The organism is Klebsiella sp. R390, from assembly GCF_051131745.1.
Taxonomy (GTDB): Bacteria; Pseudomonadota; Gammaproteobacteria; order Enterobacterales; family Enterobacteriaceae; genus Klebsiella.
Genome location: NZ_CP180445.1, coordinates 484948 through 510433, shown reverse-complemented (window position 1 = coordinate 510433; position 25486 = coordinate 484948). Strand labels below are relative to the sequence as shown.

The window sequence follows — 25486 nt, the reverse complement described above, 5'->3', positions numbered from 1 at the left end:
AAATAAATTATATTCATACTTTTATTCAGTCAGGAAAGGCTTGTGAGTGCATTTGATAAAGAAAAAGATGGTATTAGGCAGGCAAGACATAAACCTGTTGAACTCGACGCGATTGACCGAAAAATATTAGGTGCACTGGCAGAGGATGCCGGTCGCAGTTACTCCGAACTGAGTGAGATTGTGAACCTATCGGCGCCGGCGGTGCACGATCGTGTAAAGCGGCTAAAACGTGATGGCGTCATAAAAAGGACGGTGGCGATACTCGACGGCTGCCGGCTTGGCAGAACATTGCTGACGTTTCTTGTGGTGGATACCAGCAGCTACCAGGCGACGCGCGCGCTGCTGCAATTTACCAACCGACGGGAAGTTGAAGAACTACATACCGTAGCAGGTGACGGATGCGTACTGATTAAGGTTCGTGCCGCAGATACCGAATCGCTGGAAAATTTTCTGATGGAAATTCAAAGCGTGGATGGGGTGCGATCGGTGCGAAGTTATATTGCACTCTCTACCTTTTTAGAACGTGGGCCATCGCCGGACTGAATCACGGGTCGAGCATAATATTTCAGTTATACGGACGGAGTGGTCATTAAAGGCGAGCGTGCTGGTTCCATGGATAGCCATAACACAGTCACGCCGGCCTGTTGTCCTGGCGTAGACCGCATGATATCAACACGTTAATCTGGGGGTAATTTAGGGGGACGGAGAAGGTATATGGAAATTATTTTAATGCGTCATGGAAAACCCAGCTTCATTGGCAATTCGAAAGTGACCAGCCGTGAAATGACAGACTGGATTACACAATATAACCTCTCTGAGATTGGTCGTGATACGCCGCCAGAATCAAGTGTTGCATTGGCCTTCAGTGCATTATGTGTCATCAGCAGCCCTCTGCCGAGAGCTATTTCATCACTCAATGCCTTGGGCTGTCATACAGGTTTAACCGATGACATATTCCGGGAAGCAGACCTGCCGGTATACTGTATTCCTGGGATGCGGTTATATCCTGCGCATTGGGCGATTTTATTTCGCATAATGTGGTTCTGCGGCATGTTCCGCGAGGTTGGAAGCCTGGCGATGGCGAAAAGGCGTGCCCGCCAGGCCGCCGATATACTGATAGATCTGGTGCATAAAAATAACGGCCCGGTATTGCTCATGGGCCACGGTATAATGAACCGGCTAATCGCGAGAGCCCTTATGTCGAAAGGCTGGAAGGAGCATCGCCGTGCCGGAAACGCATACTGGAATGCCGGTGTTTATCACATTGAGTGAATGAATAGCGTGTTGCGTCCGCCCCAGGCATGGTGCGGACATTCACCCTCATGCCACTCTCACTGCATTATTAACGAGCCTCAATCATCAGATCCAGATTCTGCACGGCGGCGCCGGAGGCCCCTTTGCCCAGGTTATCGAAGACCGCGGTCAGCAGTATTTGCCCGTTGTCGGGGTTTGAAAACACACCTAATTCCAAGTCGTTGGTGCCATTCAATCGCTCAGGATTGAGGCGCTGCGCGTCGTCGGCGCTAAAGGATTCCAGCACCCTGACGTGGCGGCTCTCGCGGTAATGCTGCGTGAGGCAGGCATGTATCGTGGCGGCATCGGCGTTTTTTGCCAGCAGGTGCTGTTGTAACGGCACGCTCAGGACGATCCCCTGGCGATAGGCGCCGTAGGCGGGCAGGAAGAAGGGCGGGGCAGAGAGCCCGGCGTAACGCGCGATTTCCGGCACGTGTTTATGCTTCAGGCCCAGGCCATACACCTGAAACGCAGGCCCGGCGGCCTCGCTTTCGTAACTGTCCACGGCGGCCCGTCCACCACCGGAATAGCCGGAAACCGCATGAATGCTGACAGGGTAATCGGCGGGCAGCAGTCCGGCGCTCACCAGCGGGAACAGCAGACCAATCGCACCGGTGGGATAACAGCCCGGATTAGTCACCCGTTTTGACGCCCTGATGCGATCCGGCTGGTCGGCGCTCAACTCCGGGAAACCATAGGTCCAGCCGGGCGTGACCCGGTGCGCTGAACTGGCGTCGATCACCCGGACATGCGGGTTCTCAATCATCGCCACTGACTCGCGCGCCGCCTCATCCGGTAGACAGAGGATCGCAATATCGCAGCTGTTCAACATCTCTGCCCGCAGACGCTTGTCTTTACGTTGCGAAACCGGGAGCGTCATGAGGGTGATGTCTGACCGGTGGCGCAGACGATCGTGGATTTGCAAGCCTGTCGTACCCTGCTCGCCATCAATAAACAGCTGGGTCATCGTTCACTCCTGTGATCGGGTTGTCGGTGAAAACCATGATGTTGTGCCCGCTTTAAGAATTGGTAAAGTTGAATTACTCTAACGTCAAATTCAGTTTTTCTGAGGTACGTGCATGCGTGAGATCAACCTCGATCAGCTCCGCACCCTGATGACCATTGCCGAGACCGGTTCGTTCAATGAGGCCGCCCAACGGCTGCACCTGTCGCCGCCGACGGTCAGCCTGCATATTTCTGAACTGGAGCAGCGGGTGGGGGCGAAACTGCTGTCACGCACTCGCGGAAATGTCAGGCCCACGGCCATTGGGGAAAATCTGGTCACCCATGCCCGCCGCCTGCTGGCGGACGCCGCCTACGTGCTTGAGGATATCTCGCGCCAGGCGAAAGGGTTAACCGGGCGCGTCAGATTTGGTGCGTCAACCGGCGCTATCGCCAACCTGTTGCCGCGGGCGATTGAAAAACTGGCGCAGTCGCACCCCGGTATCGATGTCCATATCGCCGTGCTTACGTCGCAGCAGACCCTTGAACAACTGAAGTCCGGGGCGCTGGATATCGGTATTGTGGCGCTGCCGCAACCGCGCTGTGCCGGCCTGAATATTGATGCGTGGCGTCGCGATCCGGTGGTCGCTTTTCTGCCGGAAAACTGGCCGGCGCCGGAGGTGGTGACACCTGCGTGGTTGAGCGAAAAACCCCTGATTTTGAACGGTTCTGGCACCCATTTATCGCAACTGACCGGGAACTGGTTTGCTGACTCGGGCCATCGACCTACGCCGCGGATCACGCTCGATTACAACGATGCGATCAAAAGCCTGGTGGGGGCCGGGTATGGCGCGACCTTGTTACCACTGGAGTCGGGGACGCCTGCTTCCGGGGATAGCCGCATCGTCACTCGCGCCTTAAAACCAGCACTATGGCGAGAATTAGGTCTGGCTTATCGCCAGAGCGATAACGAACAATCTACGCAGCATTTACTCAGCGTACTGCGTGAACTTACGCAAGCCTGACGAGAGCTAGACATGCAGTTCCTGCCGCGCCGCAGCGTGGACGCACTCGCTCAGCTGTTCTAATAACGTGAGTTTCAGGCTCCAGCGATGCCAGTACAGGCGAGTATCAACGCAATGATCCGCGGCGATGTCGACGAGGCGGCCCTGTTCACACAGCGGCGCCGAGAGATGTTCGGGGAGCATTCCCCAGCCCAGTCCGCGTGAAACGGCGAGAAGATAGGCGGAGGTCGAAGGGATAAATTGCGCAGGCGGCGTAATATCCGAGGAGAACAAGCTCTGAATAAATTTGTTCTGCAGGTCATCCTTATGATTAAACATAATCACCGGCGCATTTCTTAATGCGGCTTCGCTGACGCCGTTGCGAAAATAGTCCTGATAATAGTCGGGGGAGGCGTAGGCTTTATATTTCATGGTGCCGAGATACTCCACTTTGCATCCCTGAAGCAGGGCGTCATCGGCGCTCACCGCAGCCATCACTTCACCGCTCTGGAGCAATGAGGCGGAAAAATCCTGATCTTCGATTCTGACATCCACCACGATGCCATGTTCGTGAAAAGCGCTGGAAATGGCGGTTAAAAACCAGCCGTCAACGGAGTCGGCATTCACTGCTACCACGGCTTTACCCTGATGCTTTTTTTCCTGAACGGAGAAAAAGTCATTTTCCAGAAACTCTATTTTTTCCGCATAGCGGTACAGTTCTGTCCCCGATTGTGTTGGTCGGCACGGGCTGCCTCTGACGATGAGCACCTGGCCAATCTCTTCCTCAAGCGCGCGAATTCTCTGGCTTACGGCGGAAGGGGTGATATGCAACTTTCTGGACGCCATATCAAAACTGCCGCAGCGGATGATTTCCATAAACGTCTCTAAGAACGAGTAATTTAATTTCATATTAAGCAAAACTTACGTATCGTGATTTTAATTAATTTGCCTTACTTTGAAATATTCATCAACCTGTCTGCGGTGAATATCTGACAACACAGGACGGCATAATGACGACAACACTTACCTGTTTTCAGGGACGGGCGGGCGACCATAACGATCTGGCGATGCCGGGGGCCCGCTCGCTGGCAGATTGTCTCTCCCGCATCACGGATTTACCGCCGGTTGGGATTGGTGAGCCGGAACCGGCGCTGAACCGAGACTGGTCAACCGAACTCCAGGCGGCTTTACCGGCATTAAAAGAGATGCAAAACCATATGACGGCTATCTACGCCGCTGGTGGGCGTTCGCTCGCCGCCACCAGCCGCTGCGCGGTTTCGCTGGCGACCCTGCCGGTGGTGGCGCAGCACTATCCCGAGGCCTGCGTGGTCTGGTTTGATGCGCATGCCGACCTCAACACGCCGGCATCCAGCGCGTCGGGATATCTGGGGGGATTAGCGTTATCAGGCCCGGCTGGCCTGTGGCAGTCCGGGCTCGGTGACGGTCTGGCGCTGGGGTCGATTATTCTCGTCGGGCAGCGCGATCTCGATCCCTTTGAAAAACAGCTGATCGCTGAGCAGGCCATCACCTGTATTCCCTTCGCCGCCGGTTACCTTGAACGATTACGCGAGGCCATTAACCAGCGTCCCGTCTATATGCATCTGGATTGCGACGTGCTTGAACCGGGGATTGTGCCGACCGACTATAACCATCCGGGCGGCATGGGGCTTGGCGATCTGCAACAGGCCTGCGCGGTGCTGGCAGAGTCCGAAGTGGTCGGCGTGGAAATCGCTGAGTTTCAGAATGCCTGGGCAGGGCAATCGGAACCGGTTTCGCCTGCGGAGTTAATTCGCGCGCTACGACCGGTCATCGATAAACTGCTGGAGTAACGTGGGGAAGCGTTAGCTTACCTGGTTCATCCAGCGATAAATCGCACCCAGTTGATTAATCTGGTCACGGAGCGTCTGTTCATCAGCATTATTTAAGGCAAATGATGACCAGATGGTTAAATGAGGTGACACTTGCATGGTCCGTATCTGATGGCTGCCGTCTTTTTTGATAACGGTGACATCCTGCTGGTTGCGTTTTTGATAATGGTGCGTTTTATCCAGGCACTCCAGCGCCTCTTTTAATACACGTTGCCATTGCTCTGCGGTTAATTCGCTCAGCGTAAAGGATTTGCCGCCGATATATTTCTCTTTGATGTCAGGTCTTGAGGCAACCTGCCAGGCATCTCGCGCAAATGTCATCGACACTTCACTCGCAGAACCCAGTTCCTGGATAACGTTTAACAGCCGGGGCGTTGATAATTCTGACTGGATAAGCCGGGAGACAGGCCAGTTATTGTACATTAACCCTTCAAGATTCACGCCGACCCGGGCAATATTCTCCTGAGGCCGCAAAGAAATATTCCACTGGACGCCCTCATGACCATCGCTCATGCCAAAATACGGCTTATTCAACTGGCCAAAAGGCCGGCCTTTTATTCCCAGGATGGTGCAAAAAGACTGCAGTAAGGCGCTGTACTCGGTTGCATCATGCCGGCCGGAGAAGGCATGTTGCGGGCTCTTTTTCTTTTTGGTTTTCAGCCCAGGACGCTGTACTGCTGAGGTATCTGGGTCGGTGGGTGTGATGATTTTTATGTCTTGTTGAGACGCCAGGATCGACACCACTGCTTTACAGGCATCTTCAGCCCCGAGGTTAAAAAACTCTCTTCTCTTCTGGCGTAAGGGCGTTAGCTTGTGATGAATCAGGCTCTCAAATTTTTGGCAGTCATTAACCGCAAACGAATAGGCCACGGACCAAATAAAATCGCCGGTAGAGCTTTTATTTATTTCCTGACAGCGGGAAACCGGGTCTCTGGTGGTCATGCCAATTTTGCATACCGGTAAGTCTATATCCGCAACTTCGAGGATATAGACGTAACCACTGAGTTTATTCGTCATGTTATTCCGTGTTAATAGCGCGTTATATTCGCCTGCGTTTTTATTGTGCAATATAATAACAGCGTATTTTTCGCAAGTAAAAATCCTTTATTAACGGTCAGTGGCATTGGCGTATCTCGCCAGGGTCACCGATAGCGGCTGGCCAGCGCGGGAGACTGCCCCTTAAAAGCGGCCAGGATTGCGCTAAGGGCATTATCAATAAGCTGCTTATCTTCCACGCCGGGTGAGCAGATGACCTCGCCCAACTGCAACGAGTTAAGGCTGGCTTTGACCACGTCTTCAGCGCTCATGCGAGGAAATGCGCTCAAGTCCATGCCCTGGCGTTGATGAAACTCCGTTGCCACCACGCCCGGGCACAGCACCTGGAAGCGCACGGCGGACGATGCGTACTCTTCCTGCAAAGCCAGTGTGAGCGATACCAGATGAGAGAGCGTGGCGACATAGGTGGCGCGCCCGGCAGCCTGACCAAGTGACGCGGTGGCGCCAAACGCCAGCATACCCGCGACATTGACCACCGTTCCCTGACCCCGCGAGATCATTCCCGGCAACGCCGCCTGCGTCAGCAGGGTTGGGGCTAGCACTTTAACGCTCATCAATTCGCGCGCTTTATCAACGGGCAGGTCGGTAAACCCCATGTAGTGCGACACTCCGGCATTGTTGACCAGCAGCGTCAGTGGTTCGTTTTGACAGATCGTGGAGAGCGTCTGTATGCCTTCCATAGTGCTGAGATCGGCCACCACCGCCTCAACACGACGTTGTGGGAAGGCATCCACCAGCACCTGCAGACGCGCCTGCCGCCGACCCACGGCAATCAGATCATAACCTTGTTCCAGCAACGCGCGGGCATAGGCCATCCCGATACCCGAGGATGCGCCGGTGACCAGGGCTAATGCAGTAGATTTTTTCATGATTATTTTTCCTCAAAAGTGAACGTAGCTGCTCAGTGGGAGACATCTTACGTCCGGGATACGGCGCTGATAATCCAGCCAGTGGCGTACAGGTTGTACGTTAAAATGTACAATAAAGACGGTGACGTTCAGTCCCCGATGCATATATCGGGGCAGGTAACAGACAGCGCGGCGCGCTGAAGAGAGTGATGTGGTGAAAAAATTATCTGATGAACTTGGGGAACTGCGGGCATTTTCCATGGTGGCGACAAGCGGCGGTTTTCGTGAGGCCGCCAGGCACATGGCGGTGAGCGCATCTGGCCTGAGTGATGCGGTCAGGCGGCTGGAAAGTCGGCTTGGCGTCAGGCTGCTTCATCGCAATACCCGCAATATTCTGCTCACCGACCAGGGCCAGCACCTGCTTGAGCGAATTGCTCCCCTGATCGCCGAGCTGGATATTGCGCTGGCGATGACCATGAGCGGTGGCAATCAACCGGCCGGTACGCTGCGTCTCAATGTCCCGGTGAATACCGCCCGCCTGTGGCTGCCGAAAATACTCCCGGCATTTTTGCAGCGTTATCCGGCAATCAATGTTGAAATTATCGCCCAGACCGATGCCGTCGAGTTGTTTGCCATGAACTGCGATGCCGGCATTCGCTATGGCGAACTGCTGGAGCAGGACATGATTGCGGTTCCGGTCGGTCCGCGAGTGCAGCGCTTTGCCACTGCGGCATCTCCCGACTATCTTGCGCGCTACGGGCGCCCGACGCACCCATCAGAACTGCTTGAGCATGTCTGCATTCGCTCCCGGTTTGCCAAAGGCCGCCTTGAGCCATGGGTGTATGAGCAAGCGGGGGAGTCAGTCACAGTTGATCCGCCGGGAGGGATCATCGTCAGCGCCGGTACGGCAAGCGACCTGGCGGTGGCGTCGGCGCTGAGCGGGCTGGGGGTGATTTATCTGTTTGAAGAGTGGCTCGAACCCTATCTGAGCAGCCAGCAGTTGGAGCCGGTATTACAACCCTGGTGGCAACCTTTCCCTGGCCCATACCTGTATTATTCGGGCAGAAAACATGTGCCTCCGGCATTGCGCGCTTTTATCGATTTTGTAAAAGGTGCATAACCGATATCGACACCGGCCATTGCGAACAGAGGCATGCCACTGTCGTGTCCGGCAAGGCCACAACAGCAAATACGCGCGGTGCGTATTTGCTGCACCTTATTAGATGAATACCGGCTTGCGCCGTTGTTAGCCCAGATGGGGCCAGAGTAATATGGCCGCCATATAAACGACCCCCACCCACATCATCATGACCACGGTGTAGCCCATAATGCTCTGTAATTTCAGTCTGGAAATGGCCAGGGCTGGCAGCAGCCAGAACGGTTGAACCAGATCATTCCAGGCATTACCCAACATCACGGACATCGATGTCTGGGCCAGAGAGGCCTGCATCGACTGCGCCGCGTCAATCATAAATGGCCCTTGCACCACCCAGTGGCCGCCGCCGGAAGGGGCAAAGAAATTAATAAAGAAGGAGCTGATCAGACCCCAGAACGGCAATGTCTCCGGCGTTGAAATCTGGACAAACAGTTCCGCAATGGTTTTTACCAGTCCCGAAGCCGCCATAATCGCCATGATCCCGGCATAAAACGGGAACTGCAGAATAATGCCGCCAATTGTCCGGATACCTTCGTTGAGCTTTTCGACATAGTTGAGGGGCGTCCCCAGCAGGATCACGCCGAGGAACAGAATGAAGTAATTGATAATGTTCAGGTCCAGCACGCCGCCGCTGACGAAATGCCCGACCACATACACCATTCCCACCGTGCCGATGGTGTAGCTGGTGAGCTTGCTGTGGTTTAGCTTCGCCGCGAAAGTGGTATGGCCCGCCAGGTCGTCATGCATACTGCTTGTGGGGGCGGTTGGCGCTTCTGGCTCGTGGTATTCGGCGATCTTTTCCCCGTTACGCGGATGGAGTGATGCATTGAGCAGGGGCAGCGTCACGAGCAACACACCGGTGGTCAGCAACATCGGCAGTGAAAATATCGTTTCACGCAATGAAATGATGCCCATTTGCGCTTCCAGAGCGTGGCTCTGCGTCGATATCAGCAACGGGATGGTGGCGGAAAATCCCAGCCCATAAAAAGTGAATCCGCTGTAGGCGGCCGCAATAATCAATGGGTAGTGTACGCCAGGAATACTGCGGGCCAGCTTTTTGGCAATAATGCTGCCGATCACCAGACCGAATCCCCAGTTGAGATAGCTACCGATGGAGCCGACCAGGGTCGCAACAATGATTGCCGTGCGCGGGGTGTGAACGTGACTGACGATCCGGTTCAGAAAACGGTCCACCAGCGGGGCGGCAGCCAAAACGTAACCCATGGCCAGAATCACCGCCATTTGTGTGGTGAAGCTTAATAGCTGCCAGAAACCGTTGCCCCAGTCCATTGTGGTCTGAAAGGGCGTACGGCCTTCAACTACAAAAGCCAGCACCATGGTCAGCAGCGTTAACAGGATGGCAAAGACAAAAGGGTCGGGCAGATAACGGCGCATCAGTTCTGTGAAAAAGTGGGTTATTTTACTCATGTGTGTTTACCGGATTTCCCGGCGGCTCCTTGCAATATCAGGTGTTTTTATCTGCCAGGCAGGTCTGCCGGATAGCGGCCTGGTTGGCAGCGCGCATGGCGTTTCTTGTTGTGTTTGAGCTGCAGTCGCGATGAGTCCACGAGCGATGACGTCAGTCATTCATTTTCAGAGAGAGGGTGACTGACGCGGGTTTGCACCCGCGCCCAGGGCCCGGCGTTAACCTGTAGGGTAATGGGCTCAAAACCGGTACTGACAATAGGAGGGCGAGAGAGAGGTGGTCAATGGCGATAATCGAAAATACGTGCGATTATCGCCCTAAGTGACGGCTTTCACTGAAATCTGTGATCCGACAAGGACAATATGAATACGGTGGCCGGTTGGCGATGGTCTGTACCGAGCGCCGCTAAGATCGGTTTATGTTCCCGGCACAAAAGCTGATAAAATAAGGAAAACTTTAACGACCGTGAAGGCTTATGCTCAGGAAAAAATTGCATCTGCGCACTCTGATGCTGATGTTGTCAGTCGGAGGGATCCTGCTCACATCTATGCTGCTGCTCAGTGCCTTGACGCTTTTCCAGAAGGGTAACATCGAAGACCGGTTACTCGAGAATAACCTTGCATACGCCCGCAAACTGGCCGACACCACGGACCGCTACCTGGTGACCGCACAACGCGAACTGGGCTACAGCGCGAGCCAGATCAAAGGCCTCACTGATACGCAATATCTGAGAAACGAAGTAGACCGACTACGGTTGCAATCTGGTTTTTTCAACTCGGTGGTGATTGTGAACGCCAACGCGGTGATCGCCGCTGCATCTCCTGAAAGCCTGAAGCTGATAGGGGTGAAACTCCATTCTAACGCCAGCCTCAAAGCCATTGCGGAAAAGAAACTGTTTATTTCAGAGCCGTTCATTTCGGCCGCCGGTAACTATGTGGTGTTTGTTTCTCAGCCATTATTTAACCAGGCTGGCGAGTACATCGGGTTTATTGGCGGCAGTATTTATCTGCAAAAAGAAAGCATGCTCAGCGATATCCTCAGCATGCATTTTTATGACAAATCCACCGATGTCAGCGTGATTAATAATGACGGGAAGATAATCTTCAATCGTGATCCCAAATTAGTCGGGGGTGGCTATCAGTCGGTCCCCGGCCTGCAGGAGCAGGTGGTCAGGGAACAGAGTGGGCACTTTTTTGGCGATGATAAACGCGGCGGCAGCCTGGTCGGTTATGCCAGCCTGAAACAGGCCGACTGGAAGGTCGTGATTTCGGGCGCCTCTGAAAGCGTGTCGCGTATTCTGATGCAGACGGTGGTCAATGCCTTCTGGTTTACCCTGGCGATCGTCCTGCTGACGGCGACGGTGGTGACGCTGTTTGCGGCCAGAATCTCCACCCCTCTGGAGAAGCTGGCGGAGTTTACCCAAACAGACGACAGCGAAGCCACCCTGAAAAAACTGGCGAACATCAGCGTGTGGTACAAAGAGGCGGAGCGTCTTAAAGAGGCCCTTAGCCTGCATCTGCAGACCATGACCCGCAGGGTCAATGCCCTCAGCGATGAAACCATGACCGACCCGCTGACCGGGTTGTACAATCGCCGGGGTTTCAACGCGCTGCTTAAGCAGTTCAACCCGTCGGCGGAGCAGTGCATCATCGCCATTGATATCGACCATTTTAAAACCATCAATGACCAGTATGGGCATGATGGCGGCGATGCGGTACTGGTGACATTCAGTGAAACCTTACGCCAGCTCGCCACGCGCGGGCAGATTGTCAGCCGCTTTGGTGGTGAAGAATTTATCATCCTGCTGCCGGATACCGGGGTGGACGAGGCGGCCGAGGTGGCCGAACGTATCCGTACCGCGATCGAAAATGCCGACTTCCCGCATGGCGAAAAGGTCACTATTTCGCTGGGTGTCGCGGGATTCAATGACAATGGGAATGATGTTTACACCGTCCTGCGTAAAGCGGATCTCGCGTTGTACGAAGCCAAACGCAAGGGGCGAAATACCGTTGTCGTTAGTCTGGCGCAGAGGCTGTTCGACGTCTGATACGTCAGCGTGCGCAGGCCTGGTGTTGCAGAGCGCGCAGAAAAAAACTAACAGGAATGCTATGATCGACGCCCGATAATAAAGGCTGTCACGCACACCGGTAATAAACCAGGGGCTAGTTATGAATAATGAAATACCACTCAAATATTATGACATCGTTGACGAGTATTCGACGGAAACCGCCAACCCGGTCAGCGAGACGGAACGTGATTCCCTGGCGCGTTACTTTCAGTTGCTGCTCACCCGGCTAATGAATAACGAAGAGATCGATGAGGCGGCGCAGCATGAGATGGCCCTTGAAGCGACCATTGATGCAGCGCGTATCGATGAGATCGCGAACTTCCTCAATCAGTGGGGCAATGAGTAGCCGCTAACGGGGCACATCAGCATAGCCAATGAAAATCCTGTTGGTCAGACATGGCGAAACGGAATGGAATCGCGTCAATCGTCTCCAGGGCCAGCTTGATAGCCCGGTCACCGAGCGCGGACGCGGTCAAATTGCGGCGCTGATCGGCGCACTGGCTGATGAAAAAGTTGAGTGGATCGTCTCGTCCCCCTCTGGCCGCGCCGTGGCGGCGGCCAGACAGCTCGCCGACCATTTTTCCTGCCCTACGCGCCTTGATGCCCGGTTGAATGAACGGGGATTTGGCGTGCTGGAGGGGAAAAGCTACCCCCAGCTAAACCCGGAAGAGCGACGGTTGTTTGAGCGTATTTATTCTGCTGATCCTGATGTTACGCCGCTGCACGGCGAGTCTCTTGCGGCTGCGGCCAGCAGAACCCTGGCGGCGCTGCTGGCAACTGGCGAGTCGGCCGACCGCTGCGTCTGCGTGGTGTCCCACGGGCATGTGATTCAGGCGGCTATCTCCTGCCTGAACCATGCAGGCCCCGAACGCTTTCAACACTATGCCCATCCCAACGGCAGCTACTCGATTCTCGACTATGCCGAAGGGACGCTCTCTCTGGTGAAATGGGGCATTGCCACGCATTTGTTAAAACAGCGATAAATATCTATCGCCGTCTGGCCGTTATCCTGCTTTCAACATGCCGAAGCTGACGATTCGGGAACGCCCCTGTTCTTTGGCCCGGTACAGCGCCGCATCGGCGGCCCGTAGCAGGCTATCGCTCTGGGTATGCTGCGGGAAGCTGGCAATGCCAATGGAGACGTCCACCTGTCCAAGATCGGTCGGACCATAGCGCAAGGTCAGGCTGCGCACGTGGTTATAAATCTCCTGCGCGCAGGCCCGGGCGGACTCTTCATTGCTGCCGCCCAGCAGCACCAGAAACTCTTCGCCGCCATAGCGGAATGCCATGCCGATATCACGGACCTCACGTTGAATAATCGCGGCCACATTTTTGATCACCAGATCGCCGGCTTCATGGCCGTATTGATCGTTGATCGCTTTGAAATGATCGATATCGATCATCAGGCAGCTCAGCGGGGTATGGTTGTTCACCGCGAGGCTGATTTGCGTATGCAGGGCATCATCCAGATGGTGACGGTTGCGCAGCCCGGTGAGCGAGTCGAACAGCGCTTTTTCCAACAGCGCGCTGCGCAGGCGCTGGTTTGCCAGGGCCAGGCCCAGTGCTTCGGCCATCACTTCCAGATAGGCGCGAGACGGAGCGGATTCAGCCGTCACTTTACTAAACGTGAGCAGGCCGATGGCTTCCCCCTGGGCAATCAACGGTACACACAGCGACTGGCCGACAGACGACGCATGCAGGTGGTCGCAGGCGACATCAGGCTCACCGTTAACCGGAGGATGACTCTGGCCACGCCGCACTGCCCAGCAGTTGTCGGGATAGAACATTTCAGGTTCATCTGGCGGAGAAAGCCACTGCGCAGCACAGCGCAACTGCCAGGGATCGGTCTCCAGAATATACAGTCGCCCGGGGATCCCTGGGGCTACGTTAGGGGCAAACAGCTCGGCGACCTTAACCACATCGTCGAAAGACTCACAGCCCTGCAAACGTTGTGTCATACGGGCCAGAAGTTCTCTGATGGCCCAATCGGCATCGCGCTCTTGCTCAAGACGCTGACGTGCCAGACCATTTTCACGGAAGATGCGAATCGCCTGGGCCATGTCGCCAATTTCATCGATCTGAGAAAACTGAGGCGCTTCGACGGCGTAATCCTGTGAGGCAAGGCGCTGCACCACATCACTTAAGCGAACGACCGGATACAACACCCGCCGTTGCAGGATAAAACCAAGGACAAACAGAAACATCAATGCCGTCAGTGCGACCATCACTTCTGACAAGGTACGCCAGGTATGCGATTTTTCCGTCGCCTCGGCGATAGCGTTGTTGGCCCGCCCTTCGAGCATCAAGCGGAAATGATCGATCTGGGTCTGCACCCGATCCAGCTCCTGTTCAAAGGTGTTGCCGTAGAGCAGGTTGATCGCTTCTTTATCTGCCCCCCGGTCGATACTGGCAAGCGCGCTTTGCTGCTCGTCCTGAAGCTCATCGGCAATCTGTAGCCCCTCGCGCAACAACGCGAGTTCCTGGGCGGTAGCGCCCTGATCTTTCAGCTTCGTCAGGCGCTGCTCGATGGTGGTGAGCGCTTGCGCTTTCTGCCGATATTCTTGCAGCACTTCCGGGTCTTTGTTGATGACGAACGCGCGGGCGAGGTCAGAGAGGGCCCAGGTGTCGGTTTCCACCGCTTCGGTTAAGCGATCGAATTGTTGCCTTTGTTGAACGGCCTGGCGTTCGCTTTTCTCCGCGTTTGAGGCCATCAGCATGGCAATGCCGGAGGTAATAGTCAGACACACGGTGATCCCGTACGCCCAGTTGGTCATGGTGGCGATTCTCACCGGAATATTCCTTGCGTGCAGATGAATAAATGATTTTATTTATTATAGACCCCCGACCCATCCACTCGCGGGCAGGGGATTAGCGGCGCTGCTTACTGATAATATTACGATGCAGAGCGCCGGCATGCTGGCGTAAGGTGCAGAAGACATCCTTATCCAGCGCGCCCTTTATAACATCATTTTCGATCAGCTGTAACGCATCCTGGTAGCACATGGCGACGCGGTAGGGACGGTCTTCAGTCAGCGCGGTGAAAATATCGGCAACGGCGATGATTCGGTCTGGCAGATGCAGGTAATCCGCATTCAGGTGCAGGGGATAGCCACTGCCATCGAGTTTTTCATGATGGTTAGAGGCCCAGTTTATGATTTCGCCGAGTTCGCTAAAGGCGCTGAGAATGGCACCGGTCATATAGCTATGTTCACGAACCTGCAGGAGTTCATCGCCGGTTAGCTGGCCCTGTTTTTCCAGAATCGCCAGCGGGATATAAATTTTACCGATATCGTGCAGATAGCCCGCTACTTCGATTTTTTTACACTCAATTTCTGGCAACTGCATACAGGTAGCGAGCTGGCGGGATATTTCCCCAACCATAATACTGTGGCTGGCGGTGAAACTGCTGTAGGTATCGACAATTTTGGCAATTAATAAGCAAATATCTTTCAGGCCATCAATATCGATGTACAGCTCGTTAATCGGACCGATGATTTCCAGCATCCGCTGGATATGCCCGGGATGCAGGTGCAGCCAGAAATGCTCTTTCTCTGCAAGCTGACACAGGGTGTGACAGAGCATGGGGTCAATCTGATAATACAAGGCGCGGAAGGTATCGACGATCGTGTCGGGTCGCTGGTCGGTGGTGATATTGCTGGTGGATAACAGTCGTTCAAACGCATCGGCAAAAAAGACGATGTGCTCTTCCTGGCTCCCTTTGTGGTCAGGGCTAAAATGATGGTGGCGAACGATCGGCAGCAGCGGCGCAAGCGAGGCTAATCCTTCAAGCATCTCAGCCCCCCGGTGCTGGTGGGGATCTTCGATATTATCAATATCATTGAGGGTAGTGACGACCCGCTTGTCACCGAGCACCCCGATATCATGAAGCAATGCGGCACAGAAGATAGTTTGCTGCTGTGGACGCGGCAATTTTAATGCCAGCGACAGTTCAAGGGCAATTAAGGCCGTACGTTGCATATGCAGTTGCAATGCCGGGTTGATCACCTGGATAACGCGCGTGGTAAGCATTAACGCTGATTTTAAGGCGAGACGCATCGTTTTGCTCCCTTCGCGGGCCCCGGAAAAATAGCTTGGTTCTGGTTGTCAGTATCCTGATAACGTCGCTGTTGTGCAGGATGAAAGGCAAATGGGTGAATACCAGAGTGTGTACCTTTTCACCCACGCTCAATACCGACGCGCATTGTGCCAAAACGCGTGTCATGGCGAAAATCTGTGAAGGCCGCTAGTTAATCATTTTGTCCATAAAAAGAAAATAAACGGCGAGGGGTCATGGTATTAATTTAGCGTCACTTTGATACATATCTATTTTCACCATAAGCCCTTAGCTATTTTAGAACAGAATTGGCGATCGCTGCACACAGAATAACTATTTCAGATTCTTCGCGTGGCCCACGGATAATTAGTGCCGGCAGCGACAGCTGTTGGCTATTTCACCACACACATCGGGTGATGCGAAATCGGGTCGGGGTGGACTTCGGCATCGAGACTGAAAACGTCGCGTAGCATGGCGGGCGTCATGACTAACCCGGGCGAACCCTGGGCCTGCACTTTACCGCTGTTCAGCACTACCAGATGATCGCAGTAACGGCTGGCCTGATTCAGGTCGTGCAGTACGGTGACGACGGTTTTACCTGCCTGCTGTAGCTGGCGCATCAGCTTCATCAGTTCAATCTGGTGGTTGATATCCAGCCAGGTAGTCGGCTCATCCAGCAATACCAGCGGGGTATCCTGGGCGAGGATCAGCGCCAGAAACGCCCGCTGCCGCTGGCCGCCTGACAATGCGCTGAGCGGTTGTTCAGCAAACGACGCCATCCCGGTTTGCTCGAGGGCGTCGCTGACAAGACGCCGATCGCGCTCCGAGAGCCGTCCCCACAGCGGCAACCACGGGCTGCGACCATAGCCGACCAGTTCACGGACGGTGATCCCCTCAGGCACCTGATGTTGCTGGGGTAGTAGCGCCAGATGGCGAGCCAGTTGCCGGGAGCTTAAGGTTGTCAGCGGCTGTTCATCCAGCCATATTTTGCCTGTTGTCGGAGTCAGTAAGCGCGAAAAACACTTCAGTAGCGTCGATTTACCGCAGCCATTTGGCCCCAGCAGGGCGGTGATTTTCCCGCCAGGGAGCGTCAGATTGAGTCCGTTAAGGATCTGTTTTTCGCCATATGCGGCATGCAGATTTTCCGTTCTTAGTTCCATTTAGCGCATTCTCACCAGTAACCAGATAAACCATGGGGCGCCGATAATGGCGGTTAATACCCCGGCCGGAAGCTCCATTGGGGGATGAATCGTCCGCGCCAGCAGATCTGCCAGCAGTAGAACCAGCCCGCCCACCAGGGCGGAAAGGGGCAGCACAAAGCGATGGCTTCCCCCGGCCAGGCGACGGACCAGATGCGGCACTACCAGGCTAATAAAGGCAATGGGGCCGCATACCGCGACGCTCACCGAGGCCAGTGCCACTGCCAGCGTCAGGCCAAACCCGTTGATCTTCCAGATATTAACCCCCAGGGTGCCAGCGCGTTCGTTGCCCAGAGCCAACAGGTCCAGGTCACGACTTAGCAGCAGGCTCAGCGGCAGCAACAGCGCAAGAATCGGCAGAGCCACCATGACGAAGGTACTATCACGCGCCCATAAACTCCCCGTCAGCCATAACAGCGCATTGTTGATCTCCTGAGGCTGTGATAACAGCAGGTAATCGGTGATGCTGGCCCAGCACGCGGAGAGCGCGACCCCGGTTAACGCCAGGCGCATCGGACGAGCGAAACCCGCCAGGACAATCAGTACCAGCATGGCCGTCATGCCGCCGACAAAAGCCAGTACCGGCAGCCACAGCAGCGGCAGCGTCGGCAGGAAAGCGAGTGCCGCCACAGAGGTCAGGCTGGCCGCGTGGTTGACGCCAAGAATGTCCGGCGAGGCTAGCGGATTGCGCACGATCCCCTGAATCACTACCCCGGAGACGGCCAGCGCCGCACCGATAATCAGCGCCAGCACCACACGTGGCAGGCGATATTGGGTGAGGACATAATGGTACTCGCTGTTACTGCGCCAGCCGTCGAGCAGGGCATGCCAGGGCAGGGCAATCGCCCCCATCCGCAGCGACAGCACGGCTAAGATAACCAGCAGCAACAGCAGGCTGAACAGCCGTCGTTTCATCCCCGCCTCCTGACCAACCAGACAAAGCACGGCGCGCCAGCCAGCGCCAGCACCACTCCAGCCGGCAGCTCGCCGGGCCAGGCCAGGGCGCGGGCAATCACATCGGCCAGCAGCATAAACATCGCCCCGAGCACAGCGCTCATCGGAAGCAGGACCCGGCGATCGTGACCGACCCACAGGCGGGCCAGGTGGGGCATCAGCAGGCCAATAAACGCCACTGGACCGGCAACGCTCACGCAGGCGCCGGTCAACAGCAGCACCGCCACGTGAATGAGCAGCCGCAGACGCGGAAGATTTATGCCCAGCGAATGGGCGGTGGTATCGCTGACGTTGAGCAAGTTCAATGAATGGCCGAAGAGGCAGGTCAGAGGAATAATCAGCAGCGCAAAGGGAAACAGTTGCCAGAATTCCGCCCAGCGCACATGCGATACGCCACCGGCCAGCCAGTATAAAATGCCGTAGGCGTGATCCTCTGTCAGCAGAAGCGTGATGCGGGTGAGCGCCATAGACAGTGCCGACAGTGCGATCCCGGCCAGAATCAGGCGGTTGCGATCCAGCTCATGACGCCAGCCGCCGCCGGCGGTCATCACCAGCAGCCAGCTGACACCGCCGCCGCAGGCCGCGATAAACGCCAGCGAATAGCCGGTCAACGGCGCCGGGCTGAACGCACTGGTGAGGGCCATGGCCAGCGCCGCGCCGCTGTTAATACCCAGCAGCGACGGCGAGGCCAGCGGATTGTGGGTCAGCGTTTGCAGCAAGGTGCCGCACAGCGCCAGGTTGGCGCCTAACAACAGCGCGACCAGGCTGCGCGGCAGCCGAATATTCAGCACCAGCGCCTGGGGCAGGGAGGGTGATTCGGGAGCGAGCAACGCGCGCAGCGCATCCTGTGGCGTAATCGGGATCGCGGAATAGCAAAACAGGCTCAGCCAGAACAGGCCGGCCAGTATCAGCAGCGGCGCAAGCCAGCTGAACAGGACACCACGAGAACGCTTCATTGTTGCACGTCAACCGCCTGGTGGTGAACAACCTTAACTACATCGCTGGCAATGCGTTCGGCGGCAAAAATGCCGCGCATCCGCGCCCAACTGTTGCTGTCCACGGCGACGACCTGATGCTGCTGCTGCGCCTGTAGCATTTGCCATAGCGGGTCCTGCTGCCATTTGCGCACGATGCTTTCCGCCCGATAGTGGGCCACCAGCAGCCACTGTGGGTTAATCGCCAGCAGTTGCTCGAGGTTGATGGTCGCCATCGGTGCATCCTTGATGGCCTGTGGGACGTTTAGCCCCAGCGCAACCAGCACGCTGCCGGTATAGGTGTCGCGGGAGTGGAGCGTAAACTGCTGCTCGCGGGAGGTGCCAAAAAGGACGTTTGCCCCCGCCGGAAGTTGACGAGCAAAATCGGCCATCCGCTGATGGTGCAGCGTCAGACGCTGGGCCATGGCTGCGTCTTTACCAATCACTTTCCCGATAATGGCGGCTGCATGCAGGTTCTCTTCGTAGGTTTCGTTGCGGGATTTCAGCAACAACACCGGGGCAATTTTCCGCAGCGCGGCATAGATACCGCGGTGGCGGCTACTGTCAGCAATGATCAGGTCCGGGTGTAGGGCGCTGATGGCTTCCAGTGAAGGCTGCGCGCGGGTGCCGACCGACTGCCATGGTGTCAGGTGCGCGCGGACTTCCGGCAAAATACGTGATGGGTCGTTATCGTCGGCAATCCCGACAGGGGAGACATCCACCGCTGCCAGCGCATCGGCGAAGGAGAGCTCCAGCACCACGATACGCTGAGGAGTGCTATCGAAGGTTACGGTCCCATGTTCATCCTGAACCGTGACGGCGAAAGTCGGGCCGCTGAACACCAGCAGCATGGCGATGAAAAGGCGAAAAACGGACGTCATAGGTGCTCCTGTAAATGACAAGGCCCGGCGGAGGCCGGGCAAGCAAAAACACCCCGCAGCGCCGCAATATCACGACGCTGCGGGCGGTGGGTCAGAACTTCATTGACCCCTGCAGATACACCGTGCGCGGCTGACCGGCATAAATGCCTTTGTTGTTATCGTCGTAAGAGCGGGTGTAATAGTCGTGATCGAAGAGGTTTTTCACCCCCAACGCGAGGTTGAGATTGGCCATCTGTGGGCCAAAATCGTAGCCGACGCGCGCGCCCCACAGCATATAGCCGGGGATCCGCCCGGTACTGCCGTCGGCGCTCTCTTCCACGGTATTGGCGTTATCGGCAAACTGGCTGGACTGGAACTCGCTGTTGAGGTTAAAGGTCCAGTGGCCCGGTTGGTAGTCCACACCGAGAGTCCCTTTATGCTTCGGTGAAAACGGTACCTGGTTGCCGTAGGTGTCGCCCTTTTCCCGGATGACGGCGTTGACGTAGGCGTAACTGGCGTAGACCGACAGGTTTTCCAGACGCGGGCTGAGATCCCCAAGATCGTAGCGCGTCTGGGTTTCCAGGCCGCTGTGTCGGGTTTTGCCGCGGGCGGTTACGGTATCGTTGGTCTGGTTGGAGTCGTACTGATTATTAAAGTTAATCAGGAACAGCCCCATTTCAGCGCTTAACGCGCCGTTGTCGTAGCGGGTACCGAGCTCCCAGGTGCGGGCTTTTTCCGGCTCCACATTGCCGCTTTGCACAGCCTTGCCAATTTGGCTGTACTGTACGGTTCCGAACGATCCTTCTGTGTTGGCATAGAGATTCCAGCTGTCGTTGAGGTGATACAGCACGTTCAGGGCCGGCAGCGGTGCGTTGTAGCTGACCTGCTCGTGAGTACCTTTCAGGTTATTGTCCTGGTAGGATTCGATGTGCTCAAAGCGCATTCCAGGGGTGATGGTCCAGTTGCCAATATCAACACGATCGTCGATGTACCAGGCGTGCGCCTCGGTGCCGGAACGTGTATCGCGATCGTACGGGCTGGCGGTGGTCGGCAGTTCGCCACTGGCGGTGGTGGTGTAGTAGCGCATTTCGTGAGTGGCTTCATTCACGTAGCGGTAACCAACGCCGACTTCATGGGCGGAAGGGCCAATCATAAAGCTCTGGCTGTAGCGTGGCTCGATCCCGCGTACCCAGTATTCGCGCGGGGAGAGGGTGGTACGCTTTCCTTGCTCCAGATAGCCGCTGCGCAGGGTGTGGGTGTAGAAACCCTGAATATTAAATTTATGCTGGGCATCCGGCTGATACTGATAGCCGAGGCTGGCGAGCTGACGACGGCCCCAGAAACGGTCATAGGGGCGGGTAGACTGCCAGCGGTCGGCGTTATAGTCGGCGCGGGAGAGGCCGCCTGGCATATCCGCTTCGCCATCGTAGTATTGCAGCAGGCTGTTAAAGGTATGCACCTCGTTTGGTGCATATTTGCTTTTCAGCATCACGTCATCGATGCGGGTGGCGCTGTGTTCGCGCCAGTCGCTGCCGCGGGTGCCGGAATAAAGCAGGGCACTGCCGAAACCGTTATCTGCGGTGCCGCCGATCATCAGGTTGTGCGTCTCCTTCGGATTGTTTTGCGAAGAGGTCGGGCTGAGCTGACCTTCAACACCGGCCTCCATACCAAAATCCTGTGGAATGGCGCGGGTCACGAAGTTCACCACGCCGCCGACGCTCTGCGGCCCGTAGCGCACCGCGCCGCCGCCGCGTACCACATCGATAGCATCCATGTTGCCGAGCGACACCGGGGCCAGCGACAGCTGCGGCTGGCCGTAAGGGGCGAACGGAACCGGAATACCGTCCATCAGTACCGTGGAGCGACTGGCAAGGCGCGGGTTGAGCCCACGAATACCAAAGTTCATCGCCAGATCGTGGCTGCCGGTACCGTTGTTTTCCGGGGCGTTAACGCCAGGGATGCGGTTCAGCACCTCGCGCATGGTGGTGGCACCGGTTTTGGCGAAATCATCCCGACGAATAACGTCGCGGGCGCCGGCATGTTCAAACACATCGTTCTCCCGGGCGTCGCCCAGCCAGTCGCCGACCACCGTCAGCGTCGATTCCGTGCTGACGGGGGCGGGTTCCAGGGTCCAGGCATTATTGCCCAACGATTTAAACTGCAGGCCGCTGCCGTCGAGCAGGGTTTGTAGGCCCTCTTCAACGTCATAGCTGCCGTGCAGCCCGTTGCTGTGTTTTCCTCGCGTCAGGCCGGCATCTGCCGATAAGGCGATGCCACTGCGCGCGGCATATTGGTTCAGTGCATTGTCTAAATCCCCGGCGGCAATGTCATACTGGGCAGCGGCAAATGCCGGTGCCACGGTCAGCCCCACGAGCGGCAGCAAGCTTAAACGGATGGCCATCACCAGAGGCATCGGTTTGCGTAAAACGCGGAAAGGCGTCATGTGTTCTCCATGATCGTTTTTGGTTGTCTTCATCTGTTAAGTCGTACGAGAAGATGAAAAGGGACAATGGAGAATGAGAATTTTTTGTATTTTTTTTCTCAGGCGGCGACGACGGTGACCCAATAGCGGGTAGCAAACTGCAGTTTCACCGGCAGCGTTTGGGCAATGATGTGCAAAATCGTGTCGGTATTGCCCAGCGGGAAGGTACCGCTCAGCCGTAAATCGCCGACCGCAGGATCGCAGCGCAGAATGCCGGGCCGATAGCGGGAGAGGGTAGCGATGACCTCACGCAGCGGCCGGTCGCGGAAGCTGAGTACGCCGTCTGTCCAGCTCTCTTCGCTGTGGTTTACTGGTTGCAGGGGGGAGAAGCTCTGGCGGGTAAAGCGCTGGCTTTCGCCGGCGTGAATAATGGTGTTCAGGCCGTTGGGCAGGACGACTGCTACCGCGTGCTGTTGTACCGTCAGGCTTGTGTCGGCAGCAAACTGGCGGACGATAAACTCGGTCCCCAGCGCGGTGAGTAAACCATCGCGAGTCTGCACGCGAAACGGTCGCTGCAGTGTATCGCGGGCGGTGGTAATGGCAATTTCGCCGTAGCGCAGCTGGACCAGCCGCTGACCGGCATCAAAGCGGACATCGGCGGCGCTGTCGGTATTCAGCGTGAGCAGGGTGCCATCATCGAGAGTATGGCGCACCGGCATGCCTTTGGCCGTACGGTAATCGGCACGGTACCCGGTGGCCAGATCGCTGCGCCATATCTGCCAGCCGCTGCCGCCGGCAATCAGCAGCATCACACCTTTTAGTACCTGACGGCGGGTCAGACGACTGTCGTTGAGGGTGCGGTTGGCAAGCGTGCCGGGCAGTTGTCCCATCTGCTGGCGCAGGTTTTCCACCTGTTGCCACGCCCACTGGTGGTCGCGATCCTGTTCATACCACTGCTGCCAGCGCGCCTCCTGCTGAGGATTGGCCCGGCCATCGCTCAACACCGCGTACCACTGTGAAGCTGAACGTAGCGCCTGACGACGGGAGTCGGTTAATGACGTGTTCACAGGCCATTCTCCAGGCGGAAAAGCAGGCAGTGTTCGGTTGCTCTGGCGATATATTTTTTGATAGAGCTGACGGAGACCCCCAGCCGAACCGCAATCTCAGCGTAGGTCAGGCCCTCAAGCTGCGATAGCAAAAAAGCCTCGCGGGCTTTGCTGCTCAGACCATCGAGCATGGCATCGATCTGCTGCAAGGTTTCCAGCTGGCTTTGCTGTAATTCCGGGGAAGGGGCCAGCTCTTCAGGTAACTGGGCCATCATCTCCAGCCAGGCGCGTTCCAGTGCGTTACGGCGGAACAGATCGATCATCACCCGTTTAGCTACGGTACAGAGGAAGGATTTTGGATCGCGGATAGTGGCGAGCGCGTCGCCACCCATTACGCGTAAGAATGTATCCTGGGCAACATCGTCAGCGTCATGAGCGGATTGTAGCTTCCGGGTAAGCCAGTTTTTCAGCCAGCCGTGATGGGCCTGGTAAAGCGACGCAAGCGTCAAAGGTGTGCTGGTGGCGGAAAGCTGAGACATGACCGGGTTCGAAGCAAGTTATCAATAAGGTTTATGTTAATATGAGAATGGTTCTCATTACAATTAAAATAGGGCTAAAATGCCGCGAACGGGCAATAATTTCAATAAGTGATTGTTGCGATTGATAAATTGTCCTGCATTCGGTGTATCAGACCAGGAAGCGCAGCGTCAGCAGGGCATCATCGCTGGTTCAGGATAAAGAACGATAATTATTCGTTATAATAAGATGGTGAATCATTTATTTTGTGAAGGTAAAAGCATTAGTAAAATTTATAAAATTGAGTAGATTCTTATTTCATAGATTAAAAAAGAATGAAAAGATCGGTAGCCTGAAATTTTCAAATGTTATTGGTACGACGAGAACCCATCGCTATATTCTTCCGCCATTTGATGGCGACCCTTTATTGTTTTTATGATCTGGCGCATCGACAATGGTGAGGGCAAGGCGTTTCGCGCGTTAGCCTAGTAATAGCAGGGCCTGCGCCTGGGGGCCATCGCTGAAGATGCCCGTTGATTTAATAATGCGCAATCAGATTAACAGCATAATTAGCGGAAAAAGTATTGCCATGGTAAATAATTGTAATCAGCGCTTCTTTTTTATTTTACATTCTGTTACAGTTGTGGCGTTATTATGCTTTTTTCATGTCAGCGGCGTTTTTTACTTGCCCCAGTGAATTTAGCCGGATTACTATTGTCAAAGTTGCTATACGTACCGCCTAACGACTGATGAAGGGACTTCGTTTTTTCCTTAAGCGTTACCCCATTTATAGACGTTTACAGGAAAAATCATGCCTTGCGCTTTTAATAAAAGTCTACTGCACCCTCGCAACTGGGGGACCTGGTTTGGCCTCGCCATACTCTGGTTAATCGTGCAATTACCCTATCCACTTCTTCATACTATTGGTACCAGCGCGGGTAAGGCCTCACGCCGTTTTCTCAAGCGTCGGGAGCATATTGCCCGGCGTAACCTGGAACTGTGCTTCCCGGACATGTCCGCCGAAGCGCGGGAAAAAATGATTGAACAGAACTTCATGTCGTTGGGTATGGGACTTATCGAAACCGGCATGGCCTGGTTCTGGAGCGACGAGCGGGTTAAAAAATGGTTTGACGTTGAAGGTTTCGAGAATCTTAGCAAGGCGCTGAGTGCCGGGCAGGGCGTGATGGTGGTTGGCGTGCATTTTATGTCGCTGGAACTTGGCGGTCGTACTATGGGCCTGTGTCGGCCTATGATGGCGACCTATCGTCCGCACAACAGTCCGCTGATGGAGTGGGTACAGACGCGCGGACGACTGCGTTCGAATAAAGCGATGATCGATCGTCGTAATTTATCTGGCCTGGTGCATGCGCTGAAAGCCGGTGAAGCGGTGTGGTTTGCCCCTGATCAAGACTACGGCCCGAAAGGCAGCGTGTTTGCCCCGTTCTTCTCTGTCCCTCAGGCGGCTACCACTAACGGTACCTATGTCCTTTCTCGTCTGTCAGGGGCGAAGATGCTGAGCATCAGCATGGTGCGCAAAGCCGACAGAAAAGGTTACACCTTATATATCAGTGATGTGCTGAACGATTATCCTGGTGAAGATAAGCAGGATGCCGCCAGCTATATCAATAAAGTCATCGAAAAAGAGATTCTGCGCGCACCGGAGCAGTATCTGTGGGTGCACCGCCGTTTCAAAACACGTCCGCTGGGTGAAGGCTCGCTCTACTAATTCAACAAGCACCGTAAGCGCTTTCAAAATCGCAGCAGTTGCGTTAACGTGAGCGCGATCATGTTTTTTGTTGA

At 55.6% G+C, this 25486-nt stretch carries 23 protein-coding genes; 9 read left to right on the top strand and 14 right to left on the bottom strand.

Annotated features, from left to right (window positions below; all coding sequences use genetic code 11):
• The first annotated feature begins 42 nt into the window (after positions 1–42).
• Both ACMYSP_RS02350 and ACMYSP_RS02345 read left to right on the top strand, forming a co-directional pair.
• The gene (locus tag ACMYSP_RS02350; RefSeq protein ID WP_434585366.1) at positions 43–543 is read left to right on the top strand and encodes an Lrp/AsnC family transcriptional regulator; all 501 of its coding nucleotides are present in this window, start codon (positions 43–45) and stop codon (positions 541–543) included.
• A 171-nt stretch (positions 544–714) separates the two neighbouring features.
• Positions 715–1272: a histidine phosphatase family protein gene (locus tag ACMYSP_RS02345; RefSeq protein WP_434585364.1), complete on the top strand. Its 558-nt coding sequence runs from the start codon at positions 715–717 to the stop codon at positions 1270–1272.
• Between the two features lie 70 nt (positions 1273–1342).
• Here ACMYSP_RS02345 and argC read toward each other — a convergent pair whose 3' ends face one another.
• Positions 1343–2260: an N-acetyl-gamma-glutamyl-phosphate reductase gene (argC, locus tag ACMYSP_RS02340; RefSeq protein WP_434585362.1), complete on the bottom strand. Its 918-nt coding sequence runs from the start codon at positions 2258–2260 to the stop codon at positions 1343–1345.
• 112 nt (positions 2261–2372) lie between these two features.
• Between argC and ACMYSP_RS02335 the strand changes: the two genes are divergently transcribed.
• Positions 2373–3260, top strand: coding sequence for a LysR family transcriptional regulator (locus ACMYSP_RS02335; protein ID WP_434585360.1), 888 nt, complete (start codon positions 2373–2375; stop codon positions 3258–3260).
• Between the two features lie 6 nt (positions 3261–3266).
• On the opposite strand, the gene ACMYSP_RS02330 is transcribed toward ACMYSP_RS02335, so the two are convergent.
• Positions 3267–4115, bottom strand: a complete 849-nt coding sequence (locus ACMYSP_RS02330; RefSeq protein ID WP_434585359.1) for a LysR family transcriptional regulator ArgP — start codon at positions 4113–4115, stop codon at positions 3267–3269.
• 134 nt (positions 4116–4249) lie between these two features.
• Here ACMYSP_RS02330 and ACMYSP_RS02325 point away from each other — a divergent pair, with 134 nt between their 5' ends.
• The gene (locus ACMYSP_RS02325) at positions 4250–5068 is read left to right on the top strand and encodes an arginase family protein (RefSeq protein WP_434585358.1); all 819 of its coding nucleotides are present in this window, start codon (positions 4250–4252) and stop codon (positions 5066–5068) included.
• Between the two features lie 12 nt (positions 5069–5080).
• Here ACMYSP_RS02325 and ACMYSP_RS02320 read toward each other — a convergent pair whose 3' ends face one another.
• Complete coding sequence (locus ACMYSP_RS02320) at positions 5081–6124, bottom strand: GIY-YIG nuclease family protein (RefSeq protein WP_434585357.1); 1044 nt, start codon at positions 6122–6124, stop codon at positions 5081–5083.
• A gap of 125 nt (positions 6125–6249) precedes the next feature.
• The gene (locus ACMYSP_RS02315) at positions 6250–7032 is read right to left on the bottom strand and encodes an SDR family NAD(P)-dependent oxidoreductase (RefSeq protein WP_434585356.1); all 783 of its coding nucleotides are present in this window, start codon (positions 7030–7032) and stop codon (positions 6250–6252) included.
• A 193-nt stretch (positions 7033–7225) separates the two neighbouring features.
• Here ACMYSP_RS02315 and ACMYSP_RS02310 point away from each other — a divergent pair, with 193 nt between their 5' ends.
• A complete protein-coding gene (locus tag ACMYSP_RS02310) occupies positions 7226–8131 on the top strand; it encodes a LysR family transcriptional regulator (protein WP_434585355.1) in 906 nt (301 codons plus the stop codon).
• Positions 8132–8257: 126 nt separating this feature from the next.
• Here ACMYSP_RS02310 and ACMYSP_RS02305 read toward each other — a convergent pair whose 3' ends face one another.
• Positions 8258–9595 carry a short-chain fatty acid transporter gene (locus tag ACMYSP_RS02305; protein WP_434585354.1) on the bottom strand — a complete coding sequence of 446 codons (1338 nt, stop codon included), beginning with the start codon at positions 9593–9595 and terminating at the stop codon, positions 8258–8260.
• Between the two features lie 473 nt (positions 9596–10068).
• Between ACMYSP_RS02305 and ACMYSP_RS02300 the strand changes: the two genes are divergently transcribed.
• The 3 genes from ACMYSP_RS02300 (at position 10069) to ACMYSP_RS02290 (ending at position 12644) form a co-directional block, all read left to right on the top strand.
• Positions 10069–11640 carry a sensor domain-containing diguanylate cyclase gene (locus ACMYSP_RS02300; protein WP_434585353.1) on the top strand — a complete coding sequence of 524 codons (1572 nt, stop codon included), beginning with the start codon at positions 10069–10071 and terminating at the stop codon, positions 11638–11640.
• Between the two features lie 121 nt (positions 11641–11761).
• Positions 11762–12007: a DUF2543 family protein gene (locus ACMYSP_RS02295; RefSeq protein WP_434585351.1), complete on the top strand. Its 246-nt coding sequence runs from the start codon at positions 11762–11764 to the stop codon at positions 12005–12007.
• Positions 12008–12035: 28 nt separating this feature from the next.
• Entirely contained in the window at positions 12036–12644 is a 609-nt protein-coding gene (locus tag ACMYSP_RS02290; RefSeq protein ID WP_434585350.1) for a histidine phosphatase family protein, read from the top strand.
• Positions 12645–12665: 21 nt separating this feature from the next.
• On the opposite strand, the gene ACMYSP_RS02285 is transcribed toward ACMYSP_RS02290, so the two are convergent.
• The 9 genes from ACMYSP_RS02285 to fecI all read right to left on the bottom strand — a co-directional run bounded on the left by ACMYSP_RS02285 (position 12666) and on the right by fecI (position 23709).
• Positions 12666–14450 carry a diguanylate cyclase gene (locus ACMYSP_RS02285; RefSeq protein ID WP_434585348.1) on the bottom strand — a complete coding sequence of 595 codons (1785 nt, stop codon included), beginning with the start codon at positions 14448–14450 and terminating at the stop codon, positions 12666–12668.
• Between the two features lie 79 nt (positions 14451–14529).
• Positions 14530–15717, bottom strand: coding sequence for an HD domain-containing phosphohydrolase (locus tag ACMYSP_RS02280; protein ID WP_434585347.1), 1188 nt, complete (start codon positions 15715–15717; stop codon positions 14530–14532).
• Positions 15718–16107: 390 nt separating this feature from the next.
• Positions 16108–16875 (bottom strand): Fe(3+) dicitrate ABC transporter ATP-binding protein FecE, encoded by a 768-nt coding sequence (gene fecE, locus ACMYSP_RS02275; protein WP_434585346.1) that lies wholly within the window; start codon positions 16873–16875, stop codon positions 16108–16110.
• Positions 16876–17829 (bottom strand): Fe(3+) dicitrate ABC transporter permease subunit FecD, encoded by a 954-nt coding sequence (gene fecD / locus ACMYSP_RS02270; protein WP_434585345.1) that lies wholly within the window; start codon positions 17827–17829, stop codon positions 16876–16878.
• The gene (gene fecC / locus ACMYSP_RS02265; protein WP_434585343.1) at positions 17826–18824 is read right to left on the bottom strand and encodes an iron-dicitrate ABC transporter permease FecC; all 999 of its coding nucleotides are present in this window, start codon (positions 18822–18824) and stop codon (positions 17826–17828) included. Before fecC ends, fecD begins: the two co-directional genes overlap by 4 nt.
• Positions 18821–19723 (bottom strand): Fe(3+) dicitrate ABC transporter substrate-binding protein, encoded by a 903-nt coding sequence (locus ACMYSP_RS02260; RefSeq protein WP_434585342.1) that lies wholly within the window; start codon positions 19721–19723, stop codon positions 18821–18823. Before ACMYSP_RS02260 ends, fecC begins: the two co-directional genes overlap by 4 nt.
• 91 nt (positions 19724–19814) lie before the next feature.
• Entirely contained in the window at positions 19815–22145 is a 2331-nt protein-coding gene (gene fecA / locus ACMYSP_RS02255; RefSeq protein WP_434585341.1) for a TonB-dependent Fe(3+) dicitrate receptor FecA, read from the bottom strand.
• 98 nt (positions 22146–22243) lie between these two features.
• Positions 22244–23191, bottom strand: coding sequence for a ferric citrate uptake sigma factor regulator FecR (gene fecR / locus ACMYSP_RS02250; RefSeq protein WP_434585340.1), 948 nt, complete (start codon positions 23189–23191; stop codon positions 22244–22246).
• Positions 23188–23709: a ferric citrate uptake sigma factor FecI gene (gene fecI / locus ACMYSP_RS02245; protein ID WP_434585339.1), complete on the bottom strand. Its 522-nt coding sequence runs from the start codon at positions 23707–23709 to the stop codon at positions 23188–23190. Before fecI ends, fecR begins: the two co-directional genes overlap by 4 nt.
• A gap of 788 nt (positions 23710–24497) precedes the next feature.
• Between fecI and lpxP the strand changes: the two genes are divergently transcribed.
• Positions 24498–25412 (top strand): kdo(2)-lipid IV(A) palmitoleoyltransferase, encoded by a 915-nt coding sequence (gene lpxP / locus ACMYSP_RS02240; protein WP_434585338.1) that lies wholly within the window; start codon positions 24498–24500, stop codon positions 25410–25412.
• Positions 25413–25486: the final 74 nt, after the last annotated feature.

Excerpts from the sequence above, each read along its gene's own strand:
- ACMYSP_RS02315 (WP_434585356.1), bottom strand. The coding sequence starts at position 7,032 with ATGAAAAAATCTACTGCATTAGCCCTGGTCACCGGCGCATCCTCGGGT.
- fecI (WP_434585339.1), bottom strand. The coding sequence starts at position 23,709 with ATGTCTCAGCTTTCCGCCACCAGCACACCTTTGACGCTTGCGTCGCTT.
- ACMYSP_RS02335 (WP_434585360.1), top strand. The coding sequence starts at position 2,373 with ATGCGTGAGATCAACCTCGATCAGCTCCGCACCCTGATGACCATTGCC.
- ACMYSP_RS02320 (WP_434585357.1), bottom strand. The coding sequence starts at position 6,124 with ATGACGAATAAACTCAGTGGTTACGTCTATATCCTCGAAGTTGCGGAT.
- ACMYSP_RS02295 (WP_434585351.1), top strand. The coding sequence starts at position 11,762 with ATGAATAATGAAATACCACTCAAATATTATGACATCGTTGACGAGTAT.
- ACMYSP_RS02280 (WP_434585347.1), bottom strand. The coding sequence starts at position 15,717 with ATGCGTCTCGCCTTAAAATCAGCGTTAATGCTTACCACGCGCGTTATC.
- ACMYSP_RS02290 (WP_434585350.1), top strand. The coding sequence starts at position 12,036 with ATGAAAATCCTGTTGGTCAGACATGGCGAAACGGAATGGAATCGCGTC.
- ACMYSP_RS02305 (WP_434585354.1), bottom strand. The coding sequence starts at position 9,595 with ATGAGTAAAATAACCCACTTTTTCACAGAACTGATGCGCCGTTATCTG.
- fecA (WP_434585341.1), bottom strand. The coding sequence starts at position 22,145 with ATGACGCCTTTCCGCGTTTTACGCAAACCGATGCCTCTGGTGATGGCC.
- ACMYSP_RS02260 (WP_434585342.1), bottom strand. The coding sequence starts at position 19,723 with ATGACGTCCGTTTTTCGCCTTTTCATCGCCATGCTGCTGGTGTTCAGC.
- fecE (WP_434585346.1), bottom strand. The coding sequence starts at position 16,875 with ATGGAACTAAGAACGGAAAATCTGCATGCCGCATATGGCGAAAAACAG.
- ACMYSP_RS02300 (WP_434585353.1), top strand. The coding sequence starts at position 10,069 with ATGCTCAGGAAAAAATTGCATCTGCGCACTCTGATGCTGATGTTGTCA.
- fecD (WP_434585345.1), bottom strand. The coding sequence starts at position 17,829 with ATGAAACGACGGCTGTTCAGCCTGCTGTTGCTGCTGGTTATCTTAGCC.
- ACMYSP_RS02345 (WP_434585364.1), top strand. The coding sequence starts at position 715 with ATGGAAATTATTTTAATGCGTCATGGAAAACCCAGCTTCATTGGCAAT.
- fecC (WP_434585343.1), bottom strand. The coding sequence starts at position 18,824 with ATGAAGCGTTCTCGTGGTGTCCTGTTCAGCTGGCTTGCGCCGCTGCTG.
- ACMYSP_RS02325 (WP_434585358.1), top strand. The coding sequence starts at position 4,250 with ATGACGACAACACTTACCTGTTTTCAGGGACGGGCGGGCGACCATAAC.
- argC (WP_434585362.1), bottom strand. The coding sequence starts at position 2,260 with ATGACCCAGCTGTTTATTGATGGCGAGCAGGGTACGACAGGCTTGCAA.
- ACMYSP_RS02330 (WP_434585359.1), bottom strand. The coding sequence starts at position 4,115 with ATGGAAATCATCCGCTGCGGCAGTTTTGATATGGCGTCCAGAAAGTTG.
- lpxP (WP_434585338.1), top strand. The coding sequence starts at position 24,498 with ATGCCTTGCGCTTTTAATAAAAGTCTACTGCACCCTCGCAACTGGGGG.